Raw genomic sequence first — 22,625 nt, forward strand, 5'->3', positions numbered from 1 at the left:
CCTCGTCAAATTGACGGGAATGGAACGTGGGGAAAGGAGAAGGCGGCCGTGCGAAGCCGCCGGCCACGGGAACAGAAGAGTGGTATTCAGCGTCCGCCGGCGACGTCGAGCAATGCGCCCGTCACGTACGATGCGGCGTCGCTCAGCAGCCAGACGATCGACTCGGCCACTTCTTCGGCGCTGCCGGGACGGCCCAGCGGCGTGGTCGCGCCGAGTTGTGCGGCGCGCTCGGGCTTGCCGCCGCTGGCGTGGATTTCGGTATCGATCAGACCGGGGCGCACCGCGTTCACGCGCACACCCTGCGGGCCGAGTTCCTTGGCAAGACCGATCGTCATGGTGTCGACGGCGCCTTTAGAACCAGCATAGTCGACGTATTCGTTCGGCGAACCCAAACGCGAGGCCGCCGACGAGATGTTCACGATCACACCACCCGCGCCGCCGCGAGTGGTCGACATCCGGCGCGCGGCTTCGCGTGCGCACAGATACGCGCCGAGCACATTGACGTCGAACATCCGCTTCAGGCGCGCGAGGTCCATATCCGCGAGCTGGCTCGAAGGCGCGACGATTCCGGCGTTGTTGACGAGCGCGTCGAGCCGGCCGAACTTTTGCTGGAGCGCGTCGAACATCGCGATCACGTCGGCTTCACTGGCGACGTCGCCGGCAATCGGCAACGCCTGGCCGCCGGCGCGTTCCACTTCAGCAACAGTGTCCTGCGCGGCAGCGAGATTCCGCGCGTAATTCACGCCGACCGACCAGCCGCGTGCGCCCAGCAAACGCGCGGTCGCACGGCCAATGCCGCGGCTGCCACCGGTGATCAGAACGGTTTTCGTCATTGCAACCTCATCGTTCGGGCGGGGGCCGCGGGAGCGTGCGGCGGGTGTTCGTTCAGGCGCTTGCTCCGGCGGTAGAAAAAAGCGCGGCAGGCGGCGATCACACGGAGTTCAAACGGCGTCGCGTTTGACAGCCCATTTGTCGCTGGCAGGCGGCTTGTAGCGTTGCAGCTTGTCGATCAGCGCGACCGGATCGGACTCCCTTTGCAGGATGTCGAAATAGGTCTGCCGCATGAAACCCTCGTCTACCGTGTGCTTGAGGAGCGCGATCAACGGATCGTAGAACCCGTCGATATTCAGCACTGCCACCGGCTTCTGGTGATAGCCGAGCTGCGCCCACGTATAGACCTCGAAGAGCTCCTCGAGCGTACCCACGCCGCCCGGCATCGCGACGAACGCGTCGGACAGGTCGGCCATCATCTTCTTGCGATGATGCATGTCGGGCACCACATACAACTCGGTCAGCCCGTTATGGCCGACTTCCTTGTTGACCAGCAACTCCGGAATCACGCCGATTGCGCGGCCGCCTTCGGCCATCACCGTATCGGCGATCACGCCCATCAGGCCGACCTTGCCGCCGCCATAGACCAGCGCGAGATCGGCCTGCACCAGCGCGCGGCCGAAAGCGCGCGCGGCTTCGGCGTACAACGGTCTGGCTCCGTCGGAGGAGCCGCAATACACACACACCGACTTCATACTCAAACGTCCTTCGGTTCGTTGCGGGGCGCGGCGCCTTCCTTGGGCGGCAGGTAGTCGTAGAACTCGCGCTTGGGCAGCTTGCCCGAGACGAGGTCGTCGAAAATCTGCCGTGAGCGGCCGCGCAGATAAGGGGCCATCAGCGAGACGATCTGAACGCTCACCTGATGCAGTTCCGCGCGAATCGTTTCCTGCTCGTTGTACTTGCGCGGGTTCATCACGAACTGATACGACAGCCAGTACGTGCCGATTACGCCGACGTTGGTGGCGATCACATGCAGTTCTTCGGGCGTGGCGACCATTTCGCCGTCGGCCACGAGTTGCTCGCAGAACTGGCTTGCAAAGCGCACCTTGTGGCTGATGATCTGCTTGAAGTGCGTCTCGAGCGTGCGGTTGCGCGCCAGCAGATCGTTCAGGTCGCGATACAGGAAACGATAGCGCCAGGTGAAATCGACCATGTACTGCAAATACGACCACATCTCGTCGATCGTCGCGCGGTGGTCGTCGGGAAAGCGCAGACGCTTTTCGATCTCCTGCTCGAACTGGCTGAAGATGCTGTTGATGATGTCGTCTTTGTTGCGGAAGTGGTAGTACAGATTGCCTGGACTGATTTCCATTTCCTCGGCGATCGTCGTCGTCGTGACGTTCGGTTCGCCGATCTCGTTGAACAGCTTCAACGATAGTTCGAGTATCCGTTCGCGGGTGCGGCGGGGAGGTTTGGCTTCCATGTCGTCCGGCCCTGGTTACGCCGGGCTGGGCGCGTGGCGGCTTGCCGCTCTAGCGTGATCCACCCGGACGTGGTTGGTATTTTTGATTGAGCGCCTCAACGGTTTCCCGTAAGGCTATCGGACGATTATAAACCGACCGTTCTTATACCAAACGGATACTCAGGGTTTTCATTCTTTGGGACGCCGGGAAAGGGCGTCAGGCGGTGCTTCGCGATGAATCCGTAGCCATGCTTATAGCCACGCTTTGACCCAATGCACAACGAGCGGCCCGACGATCAGTCCCCATGTCATCACGCACATGCCGAGCGCGACCATGACTGCCGCGCTGCCGAGGTCCTTCGCGCGGCGCGACAACTCGTGGCGCTCGAGCGAAATCCGGTCGATGGCCGCCTCGACGCTCGAATTGAGCAATTCGACGATCAGCACCAGCAGTACCGAGCCGAGCAGCAACACGCGCGACACGGGATCGACCGGCACCAGCACGCCGCACGGAATCAGAATCGCGGCGAGCGTGAGCTCCTGGCGAAACGCGCTTTCCTCGCGGATCGCCACGCGAAACCCGGCCAGCGAATTTTTCATCGCGTGCCACGCGCGGGTCACGCCGCGATTTCCCTTGTATGGATTGAAGGGGAGCGGTGCGAATGGATCGTCGGGGCTGAGCGGTTCGTTGTGCGGCTCGCTCTCGGGGTTCGCGGGACCCTCGAGGCTTGCACCGTTCATGCCGTGAAAACCATTCGCGTGATCGACATGATTCGGCGTGCCGTGCTCGCTCACGTCGTCGAACGGCTCGATGCCGGCGGCTTCGGTGTCGACAGCGCGCAGCGCGCCTTTCGACGCGCGTGCGGCGGTGGAGTTTCGGGTTCGCATAAACGGCTCGGCGCGTCGCTTCACGCGGCGGCGCTTTCCTCGCTATACGACGTGCGCGGCAGCGGCTTCAGGTGCGCCGCGAACTGCTCGGACGCGGCGGCCCACGAGAAGCGTTCGGCCCACGCGCGCGCATGGCTGCGCTCGATCTTCAGCGCTTCGAGGCATGCCTCGCGCAAATCTTCATGCATGGCGCCCGCGCCGCCGTCGCCGAGCACGTCGATCGGGCCGGTCACCGGATACGCCGCGACTGGCGTGCCGCAGGCCAGCGCTTCGAGCAGCACGAGCCCGAAAGTATCAGTGCGGCTCGGGAACACGAATACGTCGGCGGCCGCGTAGACCTTGGCCAGTTCGGCTTGCGTCAGCACGCCCAGGTAATTCGCTTGCGGATAACGCGACTTCAACTCGGCCAGCGCCGGGCCTTCGCCTGCTACCCATTTCGAGCCGGGCAGATCGAGCTTGAGAAACGCCTCGACGTTCTTCTCGACCGCTACACGTCCCACATACAGAAAGATCGGCCGCGCGGTGTTGAGAACCTTCGAGTCCATCTGGTGAAAGATGTCGAGGTCGACGCCGCGGGTCCACAACACCACGTTGGTGAAGCCGAATTTTTCGAGGTCAGCCTTGACCACGGGCGTGGGCGCCATCACGGCAAGTGACGGCTTGTGGAACCAGTGCAGAAACTTGTAGGTGGCCGCGATCGGAATGCCGAAACGCGCTTGCACGTATTCGGGAAAGCGCGTGTGATAAGCGGTGGTGAACGGCAGCTTGTGCTTGATCGCATAGGCTCGCGCGGCCATGCCGAGCGGGCCTTCGGTGGCGATGTGCAGCGCGTCGGGCGCGAATTCGTCAATGCGCTGATGAAGCTTGCGACGCGGCAGCAGCGACAGGCGAATCTCAGGATAGGTCGGGCACGGAATCGTCTTGAATTCGAGCGGCGTCAGCAGATCGACCTGGTGGCCGAGCGCGGTGAGTTCGCGCGTGGTGTTTTTCAGCGTGCGCACGACGCCATTGACCTGCGGTTCCCATGCATCGGTGACGATCATGATCTTCATCGGTTTCGGCCCAATAGAAGTGGAGAGGGACTACGCGGTCGCCCGGGCCTTTTGCACGCCGACTTCCGGTGCGCGCATCACGGTCCAGCAGATCACCTTGAGTTCGCCTTCATACGTCTCGACGAGTGCCGACAGGCTTTCGACCCAATCGCCGTCGTTGCAATACAGCACACCGTCGATGTCGCGGATTTCGGCTTTGTGAATGTGCCCGCAGACCACGCCGTCGCAACCGCGGCGGCGCGCTTCGTCGGTCATCACGCGCTCGAACGACGAAATGAAATTCACCGCGTTCTTCACCTGATGCTTCAGGTATTGCGACAGCGACCAGTACGGAAAACCGAGCCGGCTGCGGATCCGGTTGAACCAGCGGTTCAGGATCAGGATCATCGTGTAGAGCGTGTCGCCGAGATAGGCGAGCCACTTCGCGTGTTGGATCACGCCGTCGAACAGATCGCCGTGCACGATCCACAGGCGCTTGCCGGCGAGCGTCGTGTGGAACGCTTCGCCGCGCACGTGGATGTCGCCGAACGCGAGGTCGCAGAACTGGCGCGCGGCTTCGTCGTGATTGCCCGGCACGTAGATCACCTGGGTGCCTTTGCGTGCTTTACGCAGCACCTTCTGCACGACGTCGTTGTGCGCCTGCGGCCAGTACCAGCCTTTTTTCAACTGCCAGCCGTCGATGATGTCGCCCACGAGGTACAGGTATTCCGACTCGTTGTGACGCAGGAAGTCGAGCAGATACGGCGCTTGACAACCGCTCGAGCCGAGATGGATGTCGGACAGCCAGATGGTGCGATAGCGGTGTGGTTCGGCGTGGTCGTCGTCGTGATGGCCGGCTTGCGTGTCGAGCGGCAGCGACGGCACAGGCAACGGCAAGCCGTGGCTAGGGTTGGGTTCCGGCCGGAACGCGACAGGGTCGACGCTCGGGCCGGTCTGGCGGAACAGGGAAGTCGCGGACGTTTTGGGGTCCATGGCTCACGCGTCGAGTTGCGGTGCCCGTATTGCGCCAGTCGCGCGTGACCGTGCCGTGACAGTCACGAGAAGTTCTTATTACTGTGGCGGGAGAGGGAGGGTCAGCGCTCGACGCTGATCACGCGTGTACCGGCGAGGCGGTCGTGCAGGAATTGACGCTGGGAATCGAAACGGCCGGTGGCGGCCCACAGCAAGAACCAGATCGCGGCGATCACCAGCGTCTGTGGTACAGAGAGGCCCAGCAACGGATGCAGCGCGAGCGGCGGCAAAAACCACAGCCACGCCAGCACGTAACGAACGATCGCCCGGCCCGTGGGCAACGGCGCGCCGTTAGCGGCGACGACGCGCAGGCGCCAGGTTTTCATGGGCAGCGTCTGGCCGCTGTGGGTCCAGAACCAGACGAAGTAAAGACCGACCACGAGGCCGATCCACGCGGCGAGCAGGTTGTGATGGGTGAGGCCGTTGCGCTGCTGCGTCAACGTGCTGAACAGGTAGCCGGCGATGAACACGACGCCGAACAGGATCACGGCTTCGTAGAGCAGCGCGGCGAGGCGCCGGCGAACGGTGGGCGCGGTGCCGGATGATTCGGCGGGCAGTGTCGAGGTGGCGAGCGGTTGGGACACAGTGGGGCGCGGATCAGGAGCCGTTGAAGATCGACGGCGCCTCGGCCGGCGAAACCGGCACCGGCGTGGCGGGCACGAAGCTGCCCGCAGCCGGAATCGCCGGCGTGACGGCCGGGCTCGGCAATGCAGCGGCAGCCGCGGCACTCGCCGCTGCGGCACCGCTCGCGCCGTGCTCGCGGGCATTGACCAGACGGTCGAGGCCCTTGATCTCGGTCTTGCCGGACGGCGGCGCGCTCACGACGCTCGGCCGCCGCTTACGCTCGCTCGCGGCGAGCCGCTCCTTCTGCTCTTCCGGCAATTGCTGATAAGCCGTCCATGCATTCTGGCGGGTTTCGCGCGGCAACTCTTTCGATACCTGGTAGTTTTCGCGGGCAACGCGCCGCTGATCGGGTGTCATGCGCACCCATTCAGTCATTCGATCATGCAGGCGTTTTTGTGCATCAGCCGATAACTTCGGATAACGCGCTGCGATTTTGATCCATTTTCGCTTGCGTTCGTCGCTGAAGGAATCCCATACGCTGGCGAACGGCGCGAGCGCAAGGTGCTCGGCCGAACTCAGGCGCGACCATGCCATCGGGCTAGTGTTGCCGGACAGGCCTGGCAGTTCGACGGCGAGCGTAGGCGCTGGCGTCTTGGCGGTTGCGTTGCCGCCTGCGGCAGGCGCACTGGCGGTCGACGGGCTCGGATAAAAGCGCGGATACGTCGCGGCAAACGACACCAGGGCCGCGATCGCGCATCCGAAAACAACGGCCAAGCCGCGCTTGTAACTCACCCGAAGAATCTCCCGCTCAGTGGGCGCGTGATAGGTACGCGTTGAAACCGTGATCGAGATAGGCATTGAGCGGCAAGTCGTCGCTTAGCATGGCTGCATCGATATCGGCGAGTTCGGCGGTGCGTTGCTGGTCTTCCCAGTAAGCGATGCCCACGAGGCTGACGACCAGCGCGACGAGCGGCCAGGCGAGCGCAAAGCGGCGCAACGGCGAGCGGCGGCGTTGCGGCATCTCGACCTGCGGCATACCGGAGGGCATGCCGGCACCGGCGAAGGCGGGTACGAACACCGGCGCGCTCACGGTCTCGGGCTTCTTGCGAGCGAGCGCGGCACGGCGCGCCACGGCGAGCCGGTCGACGGTGGCGGGCGGAATACTGGCGGCGGTTTCGTCGAGCGCGCGGCGCACCTGGCGGGCGAACTCGAGTTCTTTGGTTTCTAGGGAGCTCATAGCGTGATTCCTTTAGCCTTGAGCGCTTGCGCCAGCGTGTGGGTGGCCCGCGAGCAGTGTGTTTTCACACTGCCTTCGGAGCAGCCCATCGCGGCGGCAGTCTCGGCGACATCCATATCTTCCCAATAACGCATGAGAAACGCCTCCCGTTGACGTGCCGGTAACTTTTGGATCTCGTCGTCGATTAACTGTAAGACTTGTTCGCGTTCGAGTTTCTGTTCGTTGCTTTCTGAGCCCGCTGAACCTTGCTGCGCCTCGAATGTTTCGAGTGGGTCGAATTCGTCGTCGTCGGCGTTGCCGAGCGAGGAGAACAGACTAACCCAAGTATTGCGCACTTTGGCACGACGGAAATAGTCGTGCATCGCATTCTGAAGAATACGCTGAAACAGGAGCGGAAGTTCGGCGGCTGGACGGTCGCCGTATTTTTCGGCGAGCTTGATCATCGCGTCCTGCACGATATCGAGCGAGGCGTCGTCGTCCCGCACGGCGTAGACCGTCTGCTTGAATGCGCGCCTTTCGACGCCCGCCAGAAAATCGGCGAGTTCCTTGTCTGATGCCATCCGTTTGGGGGTCGGCGCAGCGTGCGTGCGCGTAATCGGTCGAAAAATGTCGTAAAACTCGCGGATGCTAACAAACTTTCGCTCTGCTGGGGCGAAACCTGTCCTACCTTGCATCTCTATAACACGGTCTCGGTCGTTTTTGACCCATTGCGGGATTCAGGGGCGGGGCGCCAGGGCAATATTTGCTTGACCGCGCGAACATCTGCAGATATCTTCGCTGGTTCGCAACATAAGTGACTTGTCTCAATTGAGGTGTGGCCCAAGAAGCTCACCTGTCAACTGGACGCGCCGCTTGAACCCGAGCCACAAGCCCGGCAGAGAGCACCCGATCAATTTTTTGCCGAAAATTCGAAAGGTGAATAAATGAATATGCCCAGCGCGGAATTCTCCACGTCGGATACGACCCCCCATCCTGAAGCTGACTCTATCGGCGCCACCGTGCTCATGAAGGCACTGGCCGACGAAGACGTCGAGTTTATCTGGGGTTATCCCGGCGGCTCGGTACTCTACATTTACGACGAGCTGTACAAGCAGGACAAATTCCAGCACGTCCTCGTGCGCCACGAACAAGCCGCAGTCCATGCCGCCGACGCCTATGCGCGTTCCACCGGCAAAGTGGGCGTGTGCCTCGTGACCTCCGGCCCCGGCGTTACCAATGCGGTGACCGGCATCGCCACGGCCTACATGGATTCGATCCCGATGGTGATCATCAGCGGCCAGGTGCCGACTGCTGCGATCGGTCAGGATGCGTTCCAGGAGTGCGATACGGTCGGCATCACGCGTCCCTGCGTGAAGCACAACTTCCTCGTGAAGGACGTGCGCGACCTCGCCGCTACCGTCAAGAAAGCTTTCTATATCGCCCGTACCGGCCGTCCCGGCCCGGTGCTGATCGACATTCCGAAAGACGTGTCGAAGATGCCGTGCCAGTACGAACCGCTCAAGACCGTTTCGCTGCGCTCGTACAACCCGGTCACGAAAGGTCACTCCGGCCAGATCCGCAAGGCCGTGGCCTTGTTGCTGTCGGCCAAGCGTCCGTATATCTACACCGGCGGCGGCATTATCCTCGCGGATGCGTCGCGTGAGCTGAACCAGTTCGCCGATCTGCTCGGTTACCCGATCACCAACACGTTGATGGGTCTGGGCGGCTACCGCGCGAGCGACAAGAAATTCCTCGGCATGCTCGGCATGCACGGCACGTACGAAGCCAACATGGCGATGCAGCACTGCGACGTGCTGATCGCGATCGGCGCGCGCTTCGACGACCGTGTGATCGGCGACCCGGCGCACTTCGCATCGCGCCCGCGCAAGATCATCCATATCGACATCGATCCTTCTTCCATCTCCAAGCGCGTCAAGGTCGACATTCCGATCGTCGGCGACGTGAAGGAAGTGCTGAAGGAGCTGATCGAACAGTTGCAAACGGCCGAGCATGGCCCTGACACCGCGGCGCTCGCCGACTGGTGGAAGGACATCGAAGCCTGGCGCGCCAAAGACTGCCTGAAGTTCGACCGCAAGAGCGACATCATCAAGCCGCAGTACGTGGTGGAAAAGGCGTGGGAATTGACCGACGGCAATGCCTTCGTGTGTTCAGACGTCGGCCAGCACCAGATGTGGGCGGCGCAGTTCTATCGCTTCAACAAGCCGCGCCGCTGGATCAATTCCGGTGGCCTCGGCACGATGGGCTTCGGCCTGCCGGCGGCGATGGGCGTGAAGATGGCGCACCCGGACGACGACGTGCTCTGTATCACGGGCGAAGGCTCGATCCAGATGTGTATCCAGGAACTCTCGACCTGCAAGCAGTACGAGACGCCCATCAAGATCATTTCGCTGAACAACCGCTATCTGGGCATGGTGCGCCAGTGGCAGCAGATCGAATACAGCAAGCGCTATTCGCATTCGTACATGGATGCGCTGCCGGATTTCGTGAAGCTCGCCGAAGCGTACGGCCATGTCGGCATGCGTATCGAACGCACTGCCGATGTCGAGCCGGCGCTGAAGGAAGCGCTGCGCCTGAAAGATCGCACGGTGTTTCTCGATTTCCAGACCGATCCGACCGAAAACGTCTGGCCGATGGTCCAGGCCGGCAAGGGCATCACTGAGATGCTCATGGGTTCGGAAGATCTATAACGACGGTTTTTAGCGTTGGCTTCGTCATGCGCGCCTTCAAAAAGGGCGAAGGCGGACGAAGCGGCGCGAAACCGCTCGCATACATCGACAAAACATCTGGAAGAAGCGAAACATGAGACACATTATTTCTGTCCTGCTGGAAAACGAACCGGGCGCGTTATCACGCGTGGTGGGGCTGTTCTCGGCACGCGGCTACAACATTGAAACCTTGACGGTGGCTCCGACCGAAGACCGTTCGCTGTCGCGCATGACCATCGTCTCCATTGGCTCGGACGACGTGATCGAACAGATCACGAAGCATCTGAACCGCCTGATCGAGGTGGTGAAAGTGGTCGACCTTACCGAGGGCGCCCACATCGAACGCGAGCTGATGTTGATCAAGGTGAGGGCGGTCGGCAAGGAACGTGAGGAGATGAAACGGATGTCGGATATTTTCCGCGGCCGCATCATCGACGTCACAGAAAAGACCTACACGATCGAACTGACGGGCGCGAGCGACAAGCTCGATGCCTTCATTGAAGGGATCGACGCGACTGCAATTCTTGAAACCGTCCGTACGGGCAGTTCGGGCATCGGCCGCGGCGAGCGCATTCTGAAGGTTTGACGCGCGCTTATCGACGATTCGCTAACGTTTCGATCGGGGCCGGGCAGTGCCTTCAAGAGCCCGGCCAAGCAACACACCATTCGCAGTATTTGTATTTCACTGATTTCACCGAATTTAGCCAAGGAACCGACATGAAAGTTTTCTACGACAAGGACGCCGACCTCTCCCTCATCAAGGGCAAGCAAGTCACCATCATCGGCTATGGCTCGCAAGGCCATGCTCACGCGCTGAACCTGAAGGAAAGCGGCGTGAACATCACGGTCGGTCTGCGCAAGGGCGGCGCATCGTGGAGCAAGGCTGAGAACGCCGGCCTGCAAGTCAAGGAAGTGGCGGAAGCCGTCAAGGGCGCGGACGTCGTCATGATGCTGCTGCCGGACGAGCAGATCGCCGAAGTCTACGCAAAGGAAGTGCACGCCAACATCAAGCAAGGCGCAGCGCTCGCCTTCGCACACGGCTTCAACGTGCACTACGGTCAGGTGATCCCGCGTGCGGATCTGGACGTGATCATGATCGCGCCGAAGGCACCGGGCCACACGGTTCGTGGTACGTACTCGCAAGGTGGCGGCGTGCCCCACCTGATCGCCGTTGCACAAGACAAGTCGGGCGCAGCGCGTGACATCGCCCTGTCGTACGCAGCTGCGAACGGCGGCGGCCGTGCCGGCATCATCGAAACGAACTTCCGCGAAGAAACGGAAACCGACCTGTTCGGCGAACAAGCCGTGCTGTGCGGCGGTACGGTCGATCTGATCAAGGCCGGCTTCGAAACGCTGGTGGAAGCGGGTTACGCGCCGGAAATGGCGTACTTCGAGTGCCTGCACGAACTGAAGCTGATCGTCGACCTGATCTACGAAGGCGGCATCGCGAACATGAACTACTCGATCTCGAACAACGCCGAATACGGCGAGTACGTGACGGGTCCGCGTATCGTGACGGCTGAAACGAAGAAGGCGATGAAGGCCGTGCTGACGGACATTCAGACCGGCGAGTACGCAAAGAGCTTCATCATCGAAAACAAGGCTGGCGCACCGACGCTGCAATCGCGCCGCCGTCTGACGGCCGAGCACCAGATCGAAACGGTTGGTGCCAAGTTGCGTTCGATGATGCCGTGGATCGCCGCGAACAAGCTGGTCGACCAGTCGAAGAACTAAGAAGCCAGTTTTATCGCATCTGACCGGCGCGGCGCCTCGTCGCAGCAGCCGGTAATGCAAAAAGCCGTCCAAGGGTGCTGAACCCTGGGCGGCTTTTGCTATCCTACGGTTTTACGTGCGACACGCACGCTCGTGTCCGTCAGCCCCACGTTACGGGGCATCGACTAGAGGGTTATTGAGGAAGGTCTCGACTGGACTCACCATGCCCTCCGCAGGCGGCTCCCTTGTGAGCCGCACTTTAAGCCGTAGATGTGTCCTTAGGGGCACACCTTAGTAGTGAACACGGGACACGGTGCATTCCGCCGTCAACCGCATTGCATTGACCTGATTACCGTCAGGTCCCGCCCAGTCAGCGGCTTCATCTCCGCCGACAGGGCGGGGTGATGTTTGCAATTCCTGCGCCTCAGGGCAACGGAGTCGCTAAACGATACGAGCGAAAAGCTCGGTGTGTCATTGTTCGGCCTCGCTGGCTGCATTGGCGAGGGTAGTGAACCTGCTGTACGACCAGCAGTAGCCTAGGAAGACACGCGTCACTGGCAATGGTGGGGTGTGAAGCTCTTCTAACAATGTACCCCCCGGAAGTTCGGGCGGATGGTGGTTGCGAGATGACCATCCGGAGACTCCCAGCAGCAACGGGGTTGAGGGGCTAGGCTGGCTGATATGGTTAATGCAAGTGAACTGCTGATAAACCTCGTAAGTAGGACGGTGCCAAAGCTGCTGACAGGCATCAACCAAACAGGTGTGCGGTCGGATAACCCGCTGTAAATTCGGGTTACGTCGTCATCGGACCGCCGGGGAATAGGCAGAACCTAAGTCAGTCGTGTGACACGCTGGGAACGTGGTAAGCCTGTATGGTTGCCGGTCGTAGTTTGACTGGCAGGCGAACCGTGAGGGACGCTGTTGATTGTGCAGGTATGGGATGACGGAGAAAGCGAAAGCCGGTCTGTAATGGGTCGGATAGGGGTTGGAACATTACCCCACGCGAAAGCGGGCAGACTTCCGTCTGGTCTACCGTCGCAAGATGGCTGACTAACCCTTAGCTGGAAGATGATTGCTGTCGGGCTTCTGGACCGTCAGCATATGTTTTTAACCCCCTTGCGGGAGCAGATCGCTCCCGCAAGGGGCGATCTGTTCTTCGCTCGGGATTCACTTCTTCGAGTAGGAGAGCAGCATGAGAGTATCTGTCCGAAAGGACGGATCTGCGCTTTCCCACGCGCCGGACAACTGGTACGCCGTAGATTGGCGGCGGGTTGAACGGAACGTGAGAGGGATGCAGATTCGAATTGCGAAGGCGACGCGGGAAGGCAACTGGCGCAGGGGGAGAGCCCTGCAACGGATGTTGACCCGCACGTTGTCCGCAAAGCTGTATGCGGTACGACGTGTTACGCAGAATCAGGGTGCGCGAACGGCTGGAGTCGATCGCGAACTTTGGGACTCGCCTGAGAGCCGATGGCTTGCTGTCGGCAGGTTGAAGCGGCGTGGATATAAGCCTCTGCCTTTACGGAGAGTCTTTATCCCCAAGGCCAATGGAAAGGAGCGCCCTCTGGGCATTCCGACCATGCGGGACAGGGCGATGCAAGCCTTGTATCTGCTGGCCTTGGAGCCGGTGTCGGAATCGACGAGCGACCCGAACTCTTATGGGTTCAGGTTAAACCGCTCGACGGCTGACGCCATGTCACAGATATTCGTCGCCATGTCCCAGAAGGGCTCAGCCCGTTGGGTGCTGGAGGCGGATATCAAGGGATGCTTCGACCATATTAGCCATAACTGGTTGGAGACCCATGTCCTGATGGACAAGGAAATCCTCCGGAAATGGCTGAAAGCTGGCCTGATTTACAAGGGGCAGCTTCAGGCGACAGAGGCCGGTACGCCGCAAGGAGGGATCATTTCTCCGACGCTGGCGAATGTGACGCTGAACGGGCTGGAGCGAGAACTGCTAGCGCACCTTAGTGCGAAGTTTGGGATCGCAAAAGCCAACAAGCTTAAAGTCAATGTGGTGCGGTACGCGGACGACTTCGTGATCACCGGTGACTCGCAAGAGTTGCTGGAGCAGGAAGTTCGACCTTGGGTGGAAACATTCCTTGCCGTTCGAGGTCTGCAACTGTCCGAGGAGAAAACGCGGATCACGCACATTGACCAAGGCTTCGATTTCCTGGGGTGGAATTTCCGTAAGTACTCGGGGACGCTACTCATCAAGCCGAGCAAGAAGAACGTGAAAACGTTCTATCGCAAGGTGGCGGATACGATCAGCGGTCATAAGACGGTAAAGCAGGAGAATCTGATTCGACTGCTGAACCCGATGCTACGGGGCTGGGCGCAGTATCACAGTCCTGTGGTCGCCAAAGAGGCATACAGCCGCATGGAGTCTTTGATTTTCCGAAGGCTTTGGCGGTGGTCGAAGAGGCGGCACCTGAACAAGAGCGCCGAATGGGTGAAGAAGAAATACTTTCACTCGGAGGGCAATCGACACTGGGTGTTCGCTGCTCCTGTAGCTCGTGACGACGGTGGTAAGGGGTTGCTTAGCCTGTACCAGATCAGCGGTACGGAAATTAAGCGACACAGAAAGGTCAAAGGAGCATTCAATCCCTTTGATCCTGAGTGGGAGCAGTACGGCGAACAGTTGCGACAGGCGCGCATGGAACACTCAATGCGTTATCGGAAGCAATGGGTTTCGCTGTATATGTCGCAAGACGGGCTTTGCTCGCATTGTGGCTGTGCCCTGACAAAGGAGACCGGCTGGCATGACCATCATCTAGAGTATCGGATGCATGGTGGCACGGACGCTCTCTCGAACAGGGTTCTGCTTCACCCGCACTGCCATCAGCAGGTGCACGCAGGTAAAATTGCGGTAACTAAGCCGGCCCGGTCCTAAGACCGGGCTTTGTTTGTAGATTTGAGCCGTATGCGGGGAAACTCGCACGTACGGTTCTTAGGGGGCCCTTCTTCCGCGAGGAAGGGGGGCTACCCTCCAAAAATACAGAAGCCATCCATGAATTACCCTCATCCGATCATCGCGCGAGAAGGCTGGCCGTTCATCGCCATCGCGGCCGTCGTTGCATTACTGGTTCATGCCTTCGCGGGATTCGGCTTTGCATGGCTGTTCTGGCTGATCCTGATCTTCGTCGTGCAGTTTTTCCGCGATCCTGCGCGCCCGATTCCGACTCAGGCGAACGCCGTACTGTGCCCGGCCGACGGCCGTATCGTCGCAGTCGAGACAGCGCATGATCCGTATGCCAACCGTGAAGCGCTGAAGATCAGCGTGTTCATGAACGTTTTCAATGTCCATTCGCAGCGCTCACCGGTGGACGGTGCGATCTCCAAGGTCGAATATTTCCCGGGCGCGTATCTGAATGCCGCTGTGGATAAGGCTTCGCTCGAAAACGAGCGCAATGCCGTGGTGATCGAAATGGCCGGCGGCCAGACGGTGACGTCGGTGCAGATCGCCGGTCTGATTGCGCGGCGCATTCTTTGCTACGTACGTTCAGGTGAGCCGCTTACGCGTGGCCAGCGTTATGGATTTATCCGTTTTGGCTCGCGTGTCGACGTGTACCTGCCGGTTGGCAGCCGTCCGCGTGTGTCGATCGGCGAGAAGGTTTCCGCGTCGTCCACGATCCTCGCTGAACTATAAAGCGGCACCAAGGAGGTTTTCCGAATGGCCGCATTCAAACCGCGTCGACCCCGCAACAGCGGGCAGCTCCCGCGTCCGTTCCGCCGTAACAAGCCGATCGTGGCGGAGACCGGAGCAGTCGAGAGCCGGCGCGCTCAGCGTCAGCAGTTCCTGAGGAAGCGCGGCATTTACCTGCTGCCGAACGCGTTCACCACCGCCGCGCTCTTTTGCGGCTTCTTCGCCGTGGTGCAGGCGATGAACGTGCGCTTCGAAATCGCGGCAATCGCGATCTTCGTGGCGATGGTGCTGGACGGCATGGACGGCCGCGTCGCCCGCATGACGCATACGCAAAGTGCGTTCGGCGAACAGTTCGACAGTCTCTCGGACATGGTCTCGTTCGGTGTGGCGCCGGCGCTCGTGATGTACGAGTGGATTCTGAAGGATCTCGGCCGCTGGGGCTGGCTCGCGGCGTTCGTCTACTGTTCGGGGGCGGCGTTGCGTCTCGCGCGCTTCAACACGAACATCGGCGTGGTCGACAAGCGCTTCTTCCAGGGCATGCCCAGTCCGGCGGCCGCGGCGCTGATCGCGGGTTTCGTGTGGCTCGCCACCGATAACCGCGTACCGCTAAAGCTGGTGTGGCTGCCGTGGGTCGCGTTTGTGCTGACCATCTATGCTGGTGTGACGATGGTGTCGAACGCGCCGTTCTACAGCGGCAAGGCGCTCGACGTGCGGCACCGCGTGCCGTTCGGCGTGATTCTGCTGGTGGTGGTGGCATTCGTGCTGGTGTCGTCCGATCCGCCGCTGATGCTGTTCGGCCTGTTCGTGCTGTACGGCCTGTCGGGCTATGTGTTCTGGGGCTACCAGGCACTGCGAGGCAGGGCGAATCCGGCTCGGTCCGTGGCGCGAGACAGGTAACGGCGCCCCTTCGTTACATGAACGTGACATGAGAAAACGGCAGCCTTCGCAGGCTGCCGTTTTTCGTTGTCGAGCCCGTCCGGCGGCGCGCGGCAGGCAGGTCCGACGCCAATTGCACGGCGACGGGAATGCCGCTATAGTCGTTGGATAAATGCGTTCAGGTTCCCATTTGAGCTGCAGCACGAGCCTCAACAAGCTGGTGCGCCGCGGGTGCGCTAGTGCTGGCGCATCTGGCGCGCTGATCGCTTATCGTTTTCCGCCCTCCGTCTGCCTCGTCTGCGGCTTATAGCGTCGCCAACGGTGGCGCAAAACGCCCGAATTCCAATATCCGATCCCCACAATTGAACGACTCCCCAGGAGACCCGACATGGCCGACAAACTGATCATATTCGACACCACGTTGCGTGACGGCGAGCAATCGCCCGGCGCGTCGATGACGAAAGAAGAAAAAATCCGCATCGCAAAGCAGCTCGAACGGATGAAGGTGGACGTGATCGAAGCGGGCTTCGCGGCCAGTTCGAATGGCGACTTCGATTCGATCCACACCATCGCGGGCCTGATCAAGGACAGCACGATCTGCTCGCTGGCCCGTGCGAACGACAAAGACATTCAACGCGCTGCTGACGCACTCAAGCCGGCCGATCATTTCCGCATCCACACGTTCATCGCAACGTCGCCGCTGCATATGGAAAAGAAGCTGCGCATGACGCCGGATCAGGTGTTCGAACAGGCAAAGCTGGCGGTGCGTTTCGCGCGCAAGTTCACGGACGACGTCGAGTTCTCGCCGGAAGACGGCAGCCGTTCGGACATGGATTTCCTGTGCCGCGTGCTGGAAGCGGTCATCGCCGAAGGCGCGACCACGATCAACATCGCGGATACGGTCGGCTACGGCGTGCCGGAGTTGTACGGCCAGCTCGTGAAGACGCTGCGCGAGCGGATTCCGAACTCGCATAAGGCGGTGTTCTCGGTGCATTGCCATAACGACCTCGGCATGGCGGTGGCGAACTCGCTGGCCGGTGTGCAGATCGGCGGCGCGCGTCAGGTCGAGTGCACGATCAACGGTCTCGGCGAGCGTGCGGGTAATACGTCGCTCGAAGAAATCGTGATGGCGGTGAAGACCCGCAAGGATTACTTCGGCCTCGAGATTGGTCTCGATACGACCCAGATCGTGCCGGCTTCGAAGCTGGTGTCGCAGATCACCGGTTTCGTCGTGCAGCCGAACAAGGCGGTGGTTGGCGCTAACGCATTTGCGCACGCATCCGGCATTCACCAGGACGGCGTGCTGAAAGCGCGCGACACGTACGAAATCATGCGTGCCGAAGATGTGGGCTGGAGCGCGAACAAGATCGTGCTCGGCAAGTTGTCGGGCCGCAATGCATTCAAGCAGCGCCTGCAGGAACTGGGTATCGCGCTCGATAGCGAAGGCGAACTGAACACCGCGTTCGCGCGCTTCAAGGAATTGGCCGACCGCAAGTCGGAAATCTTCGACGAAGACATCATCGCGATTGTCACCGAGGAATCGGCGGAAGCGCAGGAGAAGGAGCACTACAAGTTCCTGTCGTTGTCGCAGCATTCGGAAACCGGTGAGCAACCGCACGCGAAGATCGTGTTCTCGGTGGAAGGCAAGGAAGTGACCGGGGAAGCACGTGGCAACGGTCCCGTGGATGCCACGCTCAATGCGATCGAAACGGAAGTGGGCAGCGGTTCGGAGTTGCTGCTGTACTCGGTGAACGCCATTACCACCGGTACGCAAGCGCAAGGCGAAGTGACCGTGCGGCTGTCCAGGAGCGGGCGCATCGTCAACGGTGTGGGCACCGATCCGGATATCGTCGCGGCTTCCGCGAAGGCGTATATCTCGGCGCTGAACAAGCTGCATTCGAACTTCGATAAGTTGAATCCGCAACGTTCGGAGTGATGGAAGCAGGCGCGCTGATTGCGTGCCCGCTGAACCGGATTGTCGAGAAGCCCTGTGCCCTGCAAAGCACAGGGCTTCTTGCTTTTGTGATGTCTCCTCCTCGTGGATGCCGCGCTGAAGTGCCGCGCGCTGAGACTACTCCGCAGCCGCGCGCCGCATCGACCACCCGCGCGCCGCGCGAGCCTGTGCCTGGACTTGATGCCGCACTTCGACTGCGATCTCGCGGCGCGGCGCATCGGCGACAAACGTGTCCAGCAGTTCGCGCACATCGTGATCGACGAAATCGGCACGCGTTGCGTCGACGATCAAGGTCGCGCCGTCGGGAATCTGCTGCAGGTAGTGCTTGAGCGGCACCTTGCCGAGAAACGACACGTCCTTGCGAAACGACAGCAGATAATGATCGCCGTGCTGCGCGAGCACGATTGGGCTGCGCAGGTTCGCATATAGCGCGAGCAGCACGCTGCACAGAATGCCGAGCACGATGCCGATCAGCAGATCCGTGGCGAGCACGCCGACCAGGGTGACGATGAACGGCGCAAACGGCGCGAAACCCTGCTTGGCGATGGCGACGAACAACGACGGTTTGGCGAGCTTCACGCCGGTGAGGATAAGAATCGCTGCGAGGCACGCAAGCGGAATCAGATTAATGACGCTGGTGAGCGCGAACACGCTGACCAGCAGCAACACGCCATGAATGATTGCGGACAGCCGGCTCTGAGCACCCGCATGCACATTGGCGGAGCTGCGCACAATGACCGAGGTGATCGGCAGGCCACCGATCGCGCCGGCAATCAGATTACCCACGCCCTGTGCCTTCAATTCGCGATCCGGCGGCGCGGCACGTCGGGCGGGATCGATCTGCTCGACCGCTTCGAGGCTCAGCAACGTTTCGAGGCTCGCGACGATCGCCAGTGTGATGGCTACACGCCAGACATCTGGATTGACCAGTTGCGCGAAGTGCGGTCCGAAGTCGGCCCATTGGAGGGCAACTTGCAACGCGGCGAACGATTCGAGCGACGGCAGCGCGACGCGATGCTCGGCAGGCGGCGCGAACGACGGGCCGAGCAGGCTGAGCAGCAGCGTAGCGCCGATCCCCAGCAAAACTACGGCGAGTGGTGCGGGTACGAGACGCACGAGCTTGAAGCGGCGCAACGCGCGTGTTTCCCAACCCACCAGAATCGCCAGAGATAGCAGCGTGATCACGCAGGCCGCGAGCGATATCGAGCCGAATGGCGTCGTTACGCTGCCGGCCATCTGGGCGGCAGCTTGTGACCCCGCCGAGGCATTCGCGCCCGATAGCCCAAGCGCAAGCGGAAACTGCTTGACGATCAGCAGCACGCCGATCGCCGCAAGCATGCCCTTGATCACGGGCGATGGCACATAGGCCGCAAATCTGCCGGCCTTCAGCACGCCGAAGCCGAATTGAATCGCGCCGGACAGCAACACGGCCAGCAGGAACGCGGAGAAGCTGCCGAGTTGCGCGATTCCGTCGACGACGATCACGACGAGACCCGCCGCTGGCCCGCTGACGCTCAGCCGCGAACCGCTCAGCACGGCAACGACCAGGCCGCCGACAATGCCCGATACAAGCCCGGCAAATGGCTCGACGCCCGACGCGTTGGCGATGCCCAGGCATAGCGGCAGCGCCACCAGAAAAACGACCGTGCCTGCCAGCAGATCGCGCTGAAACGTGGAAAAGAAAGCTCGTAGGTTCATGGTGTCGGTGCAGTAGTGGATGGAGCCCTGTGTGCGGCGAAGGCAAGGGCAAAGGCGAAGGCCATGCTGAGGCCGGTTTGATAAGCGCCGCGCACTAGGCGGCGCTATGGGCGGCTGTGGTGCAGGTCATCGCGTCATCGGCTTCGTAGCCGGACGTGAGTACCTTGATGCGCCCGTCCTCGAGCGCGAAGATCCAGCCGTGAACGAGCGGTGCCGGGTCAGCGTCGCGCACGATCGCACTCGCGCGTAACTGGCGTACCTGTTCGAGTACGTTCAACTCCGCGAGGCGGTCGATACGCTCACGCTCGCTTGCGTGGCCCTGGAGCTCGTCGCCATGCGCCTTTGCCAACGCACATAGAGGCGCGATCCGCCGATTCACATGCGGCAACGTCGGCTCCGGCGGCAGCAGGGCGGCACGCACACCGCCGCAGCCATAGTGGCCGCAGACGATCACGTGTCCCACCTTCAGCACACGCACCGCGTATTCGAGGACGCTCGCGGAGTTGTCGTCGTCGGGATGAAAAAGATTGGCGATGTTGCGGTGAACGAACAGATCGCCGGGCTCGCAATGTGTGATGGTTTCCGCGGGCACACGGCTGTCCGAGCAGCCGACCCACAGCACGTGCGGATTCTGGCCCCGCACCAGATCACGGAAAAATTCGGGGTTGCGCGCGGCGGTTTCATGCGCCCATGCGACGTTGGCGACCAGCAGGCGTTTCGGACGGTTCATCGATAGTGGCTCCGTAAGTAGGGCGCGCAGACTCGTCGCCGACACCACGGCTGTGCGCGGACCACGCAGCGGGTGTATTCGGCACCGAACCAATGCTTACGAAAACCTTTCTATCAAAAAATAAATACGCTGTGCGCGAAATAAAATTCGCGGGCATGCGCAATAAATAAAAAAAAGCCGCCTGAAGAGGCGGCTTTGCAGATCCATGCGCAATGGGTTCGAGCGAGCGCTCAGAACAGACTGCGGCGATCCGGATCGTGCAAGGGATCAGGCGTTTTTTGCGTGAGCCGCACGATGCCCTGGTCGTCGAAATAGAAGCTGTACATCATGTACCAGACGTTGTCTTCCAGATAGCGATACGTCCAGACCTCGCGCTTCATCAACGGGAAGTACGACGTTTCGACGGGGCGGCCGAAGTTCACCAGCACGTCGCTCTTCGTCCAATTGCCGATTTCCGCCCGGTAGAACTCGTTGGGCTGAAGCACCTGACGCACGGTGACGATCTTGCCGGATGCGTCGATGTCGGCGGCGGTCGTGGTTTCGCCCATCGGCTGGGTCGGCCACATCAGCCGCTTGCCGCCGTTGGGCAGATCGTAGCTTTCACGCGGCGCGCCAAGGCGGGCGACGATGGTCGATTCGTCCGCGCCTTGTTGGTATTGCTGCCATGGCTGCACGCAGCCGGCGAGCGTAGCCGTGAGCGCGAGTGCGCTCACGCAGACGAGCGCGGCGCGGCGCAGGCGTGCTGCGGGCGGCGCTTCGATCGAGGCCGCCGTGGATGGGTGGCGGTTGAACATGAATTCCTCCGATGGCATTTGTGTAGCGGTTTTTATCATCGAGACGCATTATTTTGACACGGGCGGCGGCAAAAGATTTGCGCGTCGTACAGGCCCTGGCTGTTATTACGATAACGGCTTTGCCGGCTTGCTTATTCCATCTGGAACGCCCTATGATCCGCGCTTCGACGAATCCAGCGGGGCAATGACGATGGCGAAGTGGCAACGGGCGGCAGCAGCGGGAGTCGTGGCGCTGGCGGCGATTTCGATGGCCGCGGCGGCGCTCGCCGCGGGAGAAACGGTGCCGGGTCCGGCAAGCAAGCCGGTCAATAAGCCGGCGGGTACACCGATCCAACTGGCGCTGATCGAAGGCATGTCCGGCCCCTTCGCTAATGCGGGCGCGGCGGTGGAGCGCAATCTGCGCTTCGGCGTCGAACAGGTGAATGCGGAAGGCGGCGTCAAGCTCGCCGACGGCGCGCATCCGCTCGAACTGGTGGTGCTCGACAGCAAGGGCAGCGCCGAAGAGGCGCTCGTGCAACTGCGCGCGGCCGCCGACCGCCATATCGGCTACATCATGCAGGGCAACAGCTCGGCGGTCGCTGCGGCGCTGATCGGCGCGATCGAGAAACAGAACAGCCGCGAACCGGGCAACCGCGAACTGTTCCTCAATTATTCCGCCGACGATCCCGCCCTGACCAACGGCAATTGCAGTTTCTGGCACTTCCGTTTCGATGCGCACGCGGGCATGCGCATGGATGCGCTGGCCGATGTGATCCAGCGCGACAAAGCGGTGAAGAAGGTCTATCTGCTGAATCAGGACTACAGCTTCGGCCACGACGTCAGCAGCCTCGCGCGTTCGACCCTGGCGACCAAGCGCCCGGATATTGCGGTTGTCGGCGACGAATTTCATCCGATCGGCCGCGTGAAGGACTTCGCGCCTTACATCGCGAAGATCCGCGCGAGCGGCGCGGATGCGGTGATCACCGGCAACTGGGGCAACGACCTGACGCTTCTGGTCAAAGCGGCGCGAGAGCAGGGTCTGGACACCCGGTTTTACACCTTCTACGGCAACAGCCTCGGGGCGCCTGCCGCGTTGGGCGACGCCGGCGTCAAACACGTGATCGCGGTGGCGGACTGGCATCCGAACGCCGGCGGCGCGGCCTCCGACGCCTGGTACGCGGCGTTTCGCGCCCGTTTCCCGGCTGCGCAAGATGACTACCCGGTGCTGCGCATGCCGCTGATGATCGAAACCCTCGCCGTGGCGATGAACCGCGCCGGCAGTGCGGACCCGACAGCGGTCGCCCGGACGTTGGAGGGCATCAAGTTCGACAACGGCTTCCACGCCTCCTGGATGCGTGCCGACGACCATCAGCTGATCCAGCCCCTTTACGTGATGGAAATGGACAAGGCCGGCACGCCGGGCGTCAAGTTCGACAACGAAGGTTCAGGCTATGGTTTCCGCACGGTGCTGGCTTTGCCGCCCGAGCGGACTGTGCCGCCGACTGTATGCAAGATGAAACGGCCGTAAAACAGCCCCTGAACAAA

General features: G+C 61.4%; 21 protein-coding genes. 8 read left to right on the forward strand and 13 right to left on the reverse strand.

Features of this window, described 5'->3' with window-relative positions; genetic code table 11:
- Positions 1–86 precede the first annotated feature (86 nt).
- The 10 genes from KHO33_RS08445 to KHO33_RS08490 all read right to left on the reverse strand — a co-directional run bounded on the left by KHO33_RS08445 (position 87) and on the right by KHO33_RS08490 (position 7,545).
- Positions 87–833, reverse strand: coding sequence for an SDR family oxidoreductase (locus KHO33_RS08445; RefSeq protein ID WP_200564442.1), 747 nt, complete (start codon positions 831–833; stop codon positions 87–89).
- Positions 834–941: 108 nt separating this feature from the next.
- The gene (locus KHO33_RS08450) at positions 942–1,526 is read right to left on the reverse strand and encodes an LOG family protein (protein WP_200564443.1); all 585 of its coding nucleotides are present in this window, start codon (positions 1,524–1,526) and stop codon (positions 942–944) included.
- 2 nt (positions 1,527–1,528) lie between these two features.
- Complete coding sequence (locus KHO33_RS08455) at positions 1,529–2,254, reverse strand: TetR/AcrR family transcriptional regulator (RefSeq protein WP_054034977.1); 726 nt, start codon at positions 2,252–2,254, stop codon at positions 1,529–1,531.
- A gap of 231 nt (positions 2,255–2,485) precedes the next feature.
- Complete coding sequence (locus KHO33_RS08460) at positions 2,486–3,121, reverse strand: diacylglycerol kinase (protein WP_200564444.1); 636 nt, start codon at positions 3,119–3,121, stop codon at positions 2,486–2,488.
- 20 nt (positions 3,122–3,141) lie between these two features.
- The gene (locus KHO33_RS08465; protein WP_054034976.1) at positions 3,142–4,173 is read right to left on the reverse strand and encodes a glycosyltransferase family 4 protein; all 1,032 of its coding nucleotides are present in this window, start codon (positions 4,171–4,173) and stop codon (positions 3,142–3,144) included.
- A 30-nt stretch (positions 4,174–4,203) separates the two neighbouring features.
- The gene (locus tag KHO33_RS08470; protein ID WP_200564445.1) at positions 4,204–5,145 is read right to left on the reverse strand and encodes a UDP-2,3-diacylglucosamine diphosphatase; all 942 of its coding nucleotides are present in this window, start codon (positions 5,143–5,145) and stop codon (positions 4,204–4,206) included.
- 101 nt (positions 5,146–5,246) lie between these two features.
- Complete coding sequence (locus KHO33_RS08475; RefSeq protein WP_200564446.1) at positions 5,247–5,768, reverse strand: RDD family protein; 522 nt, start codon at positions 5,766–5,768, stop codon at positions 5,247–5,249.
- A gap of 13 nt (positions 5,769–5,781) precedes the next feature.
- Complete coding sequence (locus KHO33_RS08480) at positions 5,782–6,540, reverse strand: DUF3106 domain-containing protein (protein ID WP_054034973.1); 759 nt, start codon at positions 6,538–6,540, stop codon at positions 5,782–5,784.
- A 16-nt stretch (positions 6,541–6,556) separates the two neighbouring features.
- Positions 6,557–6,985 carry a DUF3619 family protein gene (locus tag KHO33_RS08485; protein ID WP_054034972.1) on the reverse strand — a complete coding sequence of 143 codons (429 nt, stop codon included), beginning with the start codon at positions 6,983–6,985 and terminating at the stop codon, positions 6,557–6,559.
- Positions 6,982–7,545, reverse strand: coding sequence for an RNA polymerase sigma factor (locus KHO33_RS08490; RefSeq protein ID WP_054034971.1), 564 nt, complete (start codon positions 7,543–7,545; stop codon positions 6,982–6,984). Before KHO33_RS08490 ends, KHO33_RS08485 begins: the two co-directional genes overlap by 4 nt.
- A 363-nt stretch (positions 7,546–7,908) precedes the next feature.
- Between KHO33_RS08490 and KHO33_RS08495 the strand changes: the two genes are divergently transcribed.
- The 7 genes from KHO33_RS08495 (at position 7,909) to KHO33_RS08525 (ending at position 17,861) form a co-directional block, all read left to right on the forward strand.
- Complete coding sequence (locus KHO33_RS08495; protein WP_200564447.1) at positions 7,909–9,672, forward strand: acetolactate synthase 3 catalytic subunit; 1,764 nt, start codon at positions 7,909–7,911, stop codon at positions 9,670–9,672.
- A gap of 112 nt (positions 9,673–9,784) precedes the next feature.
- On the forward strand, positions 9,785–10,276 hold the full coding sequence (gene ilvN, locus KHO33_RS08500; protein ID WP_011487482.1) for an acetolactate synthase small subunit: 492 nt from the start codon (positions 9,785–9,787) through the stop codon (positions 10,274–10,276).
- Between the two features lie 131 nt (positions 10,277–10,407).
- Complete coding sequence (gene ilvC, locus KHO33_RS08505; protein ID WP_012432364.1) at positions 10,408–11,424, forward strand: ketol-acid reductoisomerase; 1,017 nt, start codon at positions 10,408–10,410, stop codon at positions 11,422–11,424.
- A gap of 1,171 nt (positions 11,425–12,595) precedes the next feature.
- Complete coding sequence (ltrA, locus tag KHO33_RS08510) at positions 12,596–14,296, forward strand: group II intron reverse transcriptase/maturase (RefSeq protein ID WP_054034969.1); 1,701 nt, start codon at positions 12,596–12,598, stop codon at positions 14,294–14,296.
- Positions 14,297–14,413: 117 nt separating this feature from the next.
- Positions 14,414–15,052, forward strand: a complete 639-nt coding sequence (locus KHO33_RS08515) for a phosphatidylserine decarboxylase (RefSeq protein WP_054034968.1) — start codon at positions 14,414–14,416, stop codon at positions 15,050–15,052.
- Positions 15,053–15,076: 24 nt separating this feature from the next.
- Entirely contained in the window at positions 15,077–15,946 is an 870-nt protein-coding gene (gene pssA / locus KHO33_RS08520) for a CDP-diacylglycerol--serine O-phosphatidyltransferase (RefSeq protein WP_200564448.1), read from the forward strand.
- A 367-nt stretch (positions 15,947–16,313) separates the two neighbouring features.
- Positions 16,314–17,861 carry a 2-isopropylmalate synthase gene (locus KHO33_RS08525; protein WP_054034966.1) on the forward strand — a complete coding sequence of 516 codons (1,548 nt, stop codon included), beginning with the start codon at positions 16,314–16,316 and terminating at the stop codon, positions 17,859–17,861.
- Positions 17,862–17,996: 135 nt separating this feature from the next.
- On the opposite strand, the gene KHO33_RS08530 is transcribed toward KHO33_RS08525, so the two are convergent.
- From KHO33_RS08530 to KHO33_RS08540, 3 genes are all read right to left on the reverse strand, one after another.
- Positions 17,997–19,577, reverse strand: coding sequence for a SulP family inorganic anion transporter (locus tag KHO33_RS08530; RefSeq protein WP_200564449.1), 1,581 nt, complete (start codon positions 19,575–19,577; stop codon positions 17,997–17,999).
- 94 nt (positions 19,578–19,671) lie between these two features.
- Positions 19,672–20,307, reverse strand: coding sequence for a carbonic anhydrase (locus KHO33_RS08535; RefSeq protein WP_200564450.1), 636 nt, complete (start codon positions 20,305–20,307; stop codon positions 19,672–19,674).
- Between the two features lie 230 nt (positions 20,308–20,537).
- A complete protein-coding gene (locus KHO33_RS08540) occupies positions 20,538–21,101 on the reverse strand; it encodes a hypothetical protein (RefSeq protein WP_200564451.1) in 564 nt (187 codons plus the stop codon).
- Positions 21,102–21,285: 184 nt separating this feature from the next.
- On the opposite strand from KHO33_RS08540, the gene KHO33_RS08545 reads away from it, so the two are divergent.
- Positions 21,286–22,608, forward strand: a complete 1,323-nt coding sequence (locus KHO33_RS08545) for a branched-chain amino acid ABC transporter substrate-binding protein (RefSeq protein ID WP_200564452.1) — start codon at positions 21,286–21,288, stop codon at positions 22,606–22,608.
- The last annotated feature ends 17 nt before the right edge of the window (positions 22,609–22,625 follow it).

This window comes from Paraburkholderia nemoris (assembly GCF_905221015.1).
GTDB classification, from domain to species: Bacteria; Pseudomonadota; Gammaproteobacteria; order Burkholderiales; family Burkholderiaceae; genus Paraburkholderia; species Paraburkholderia nemoris.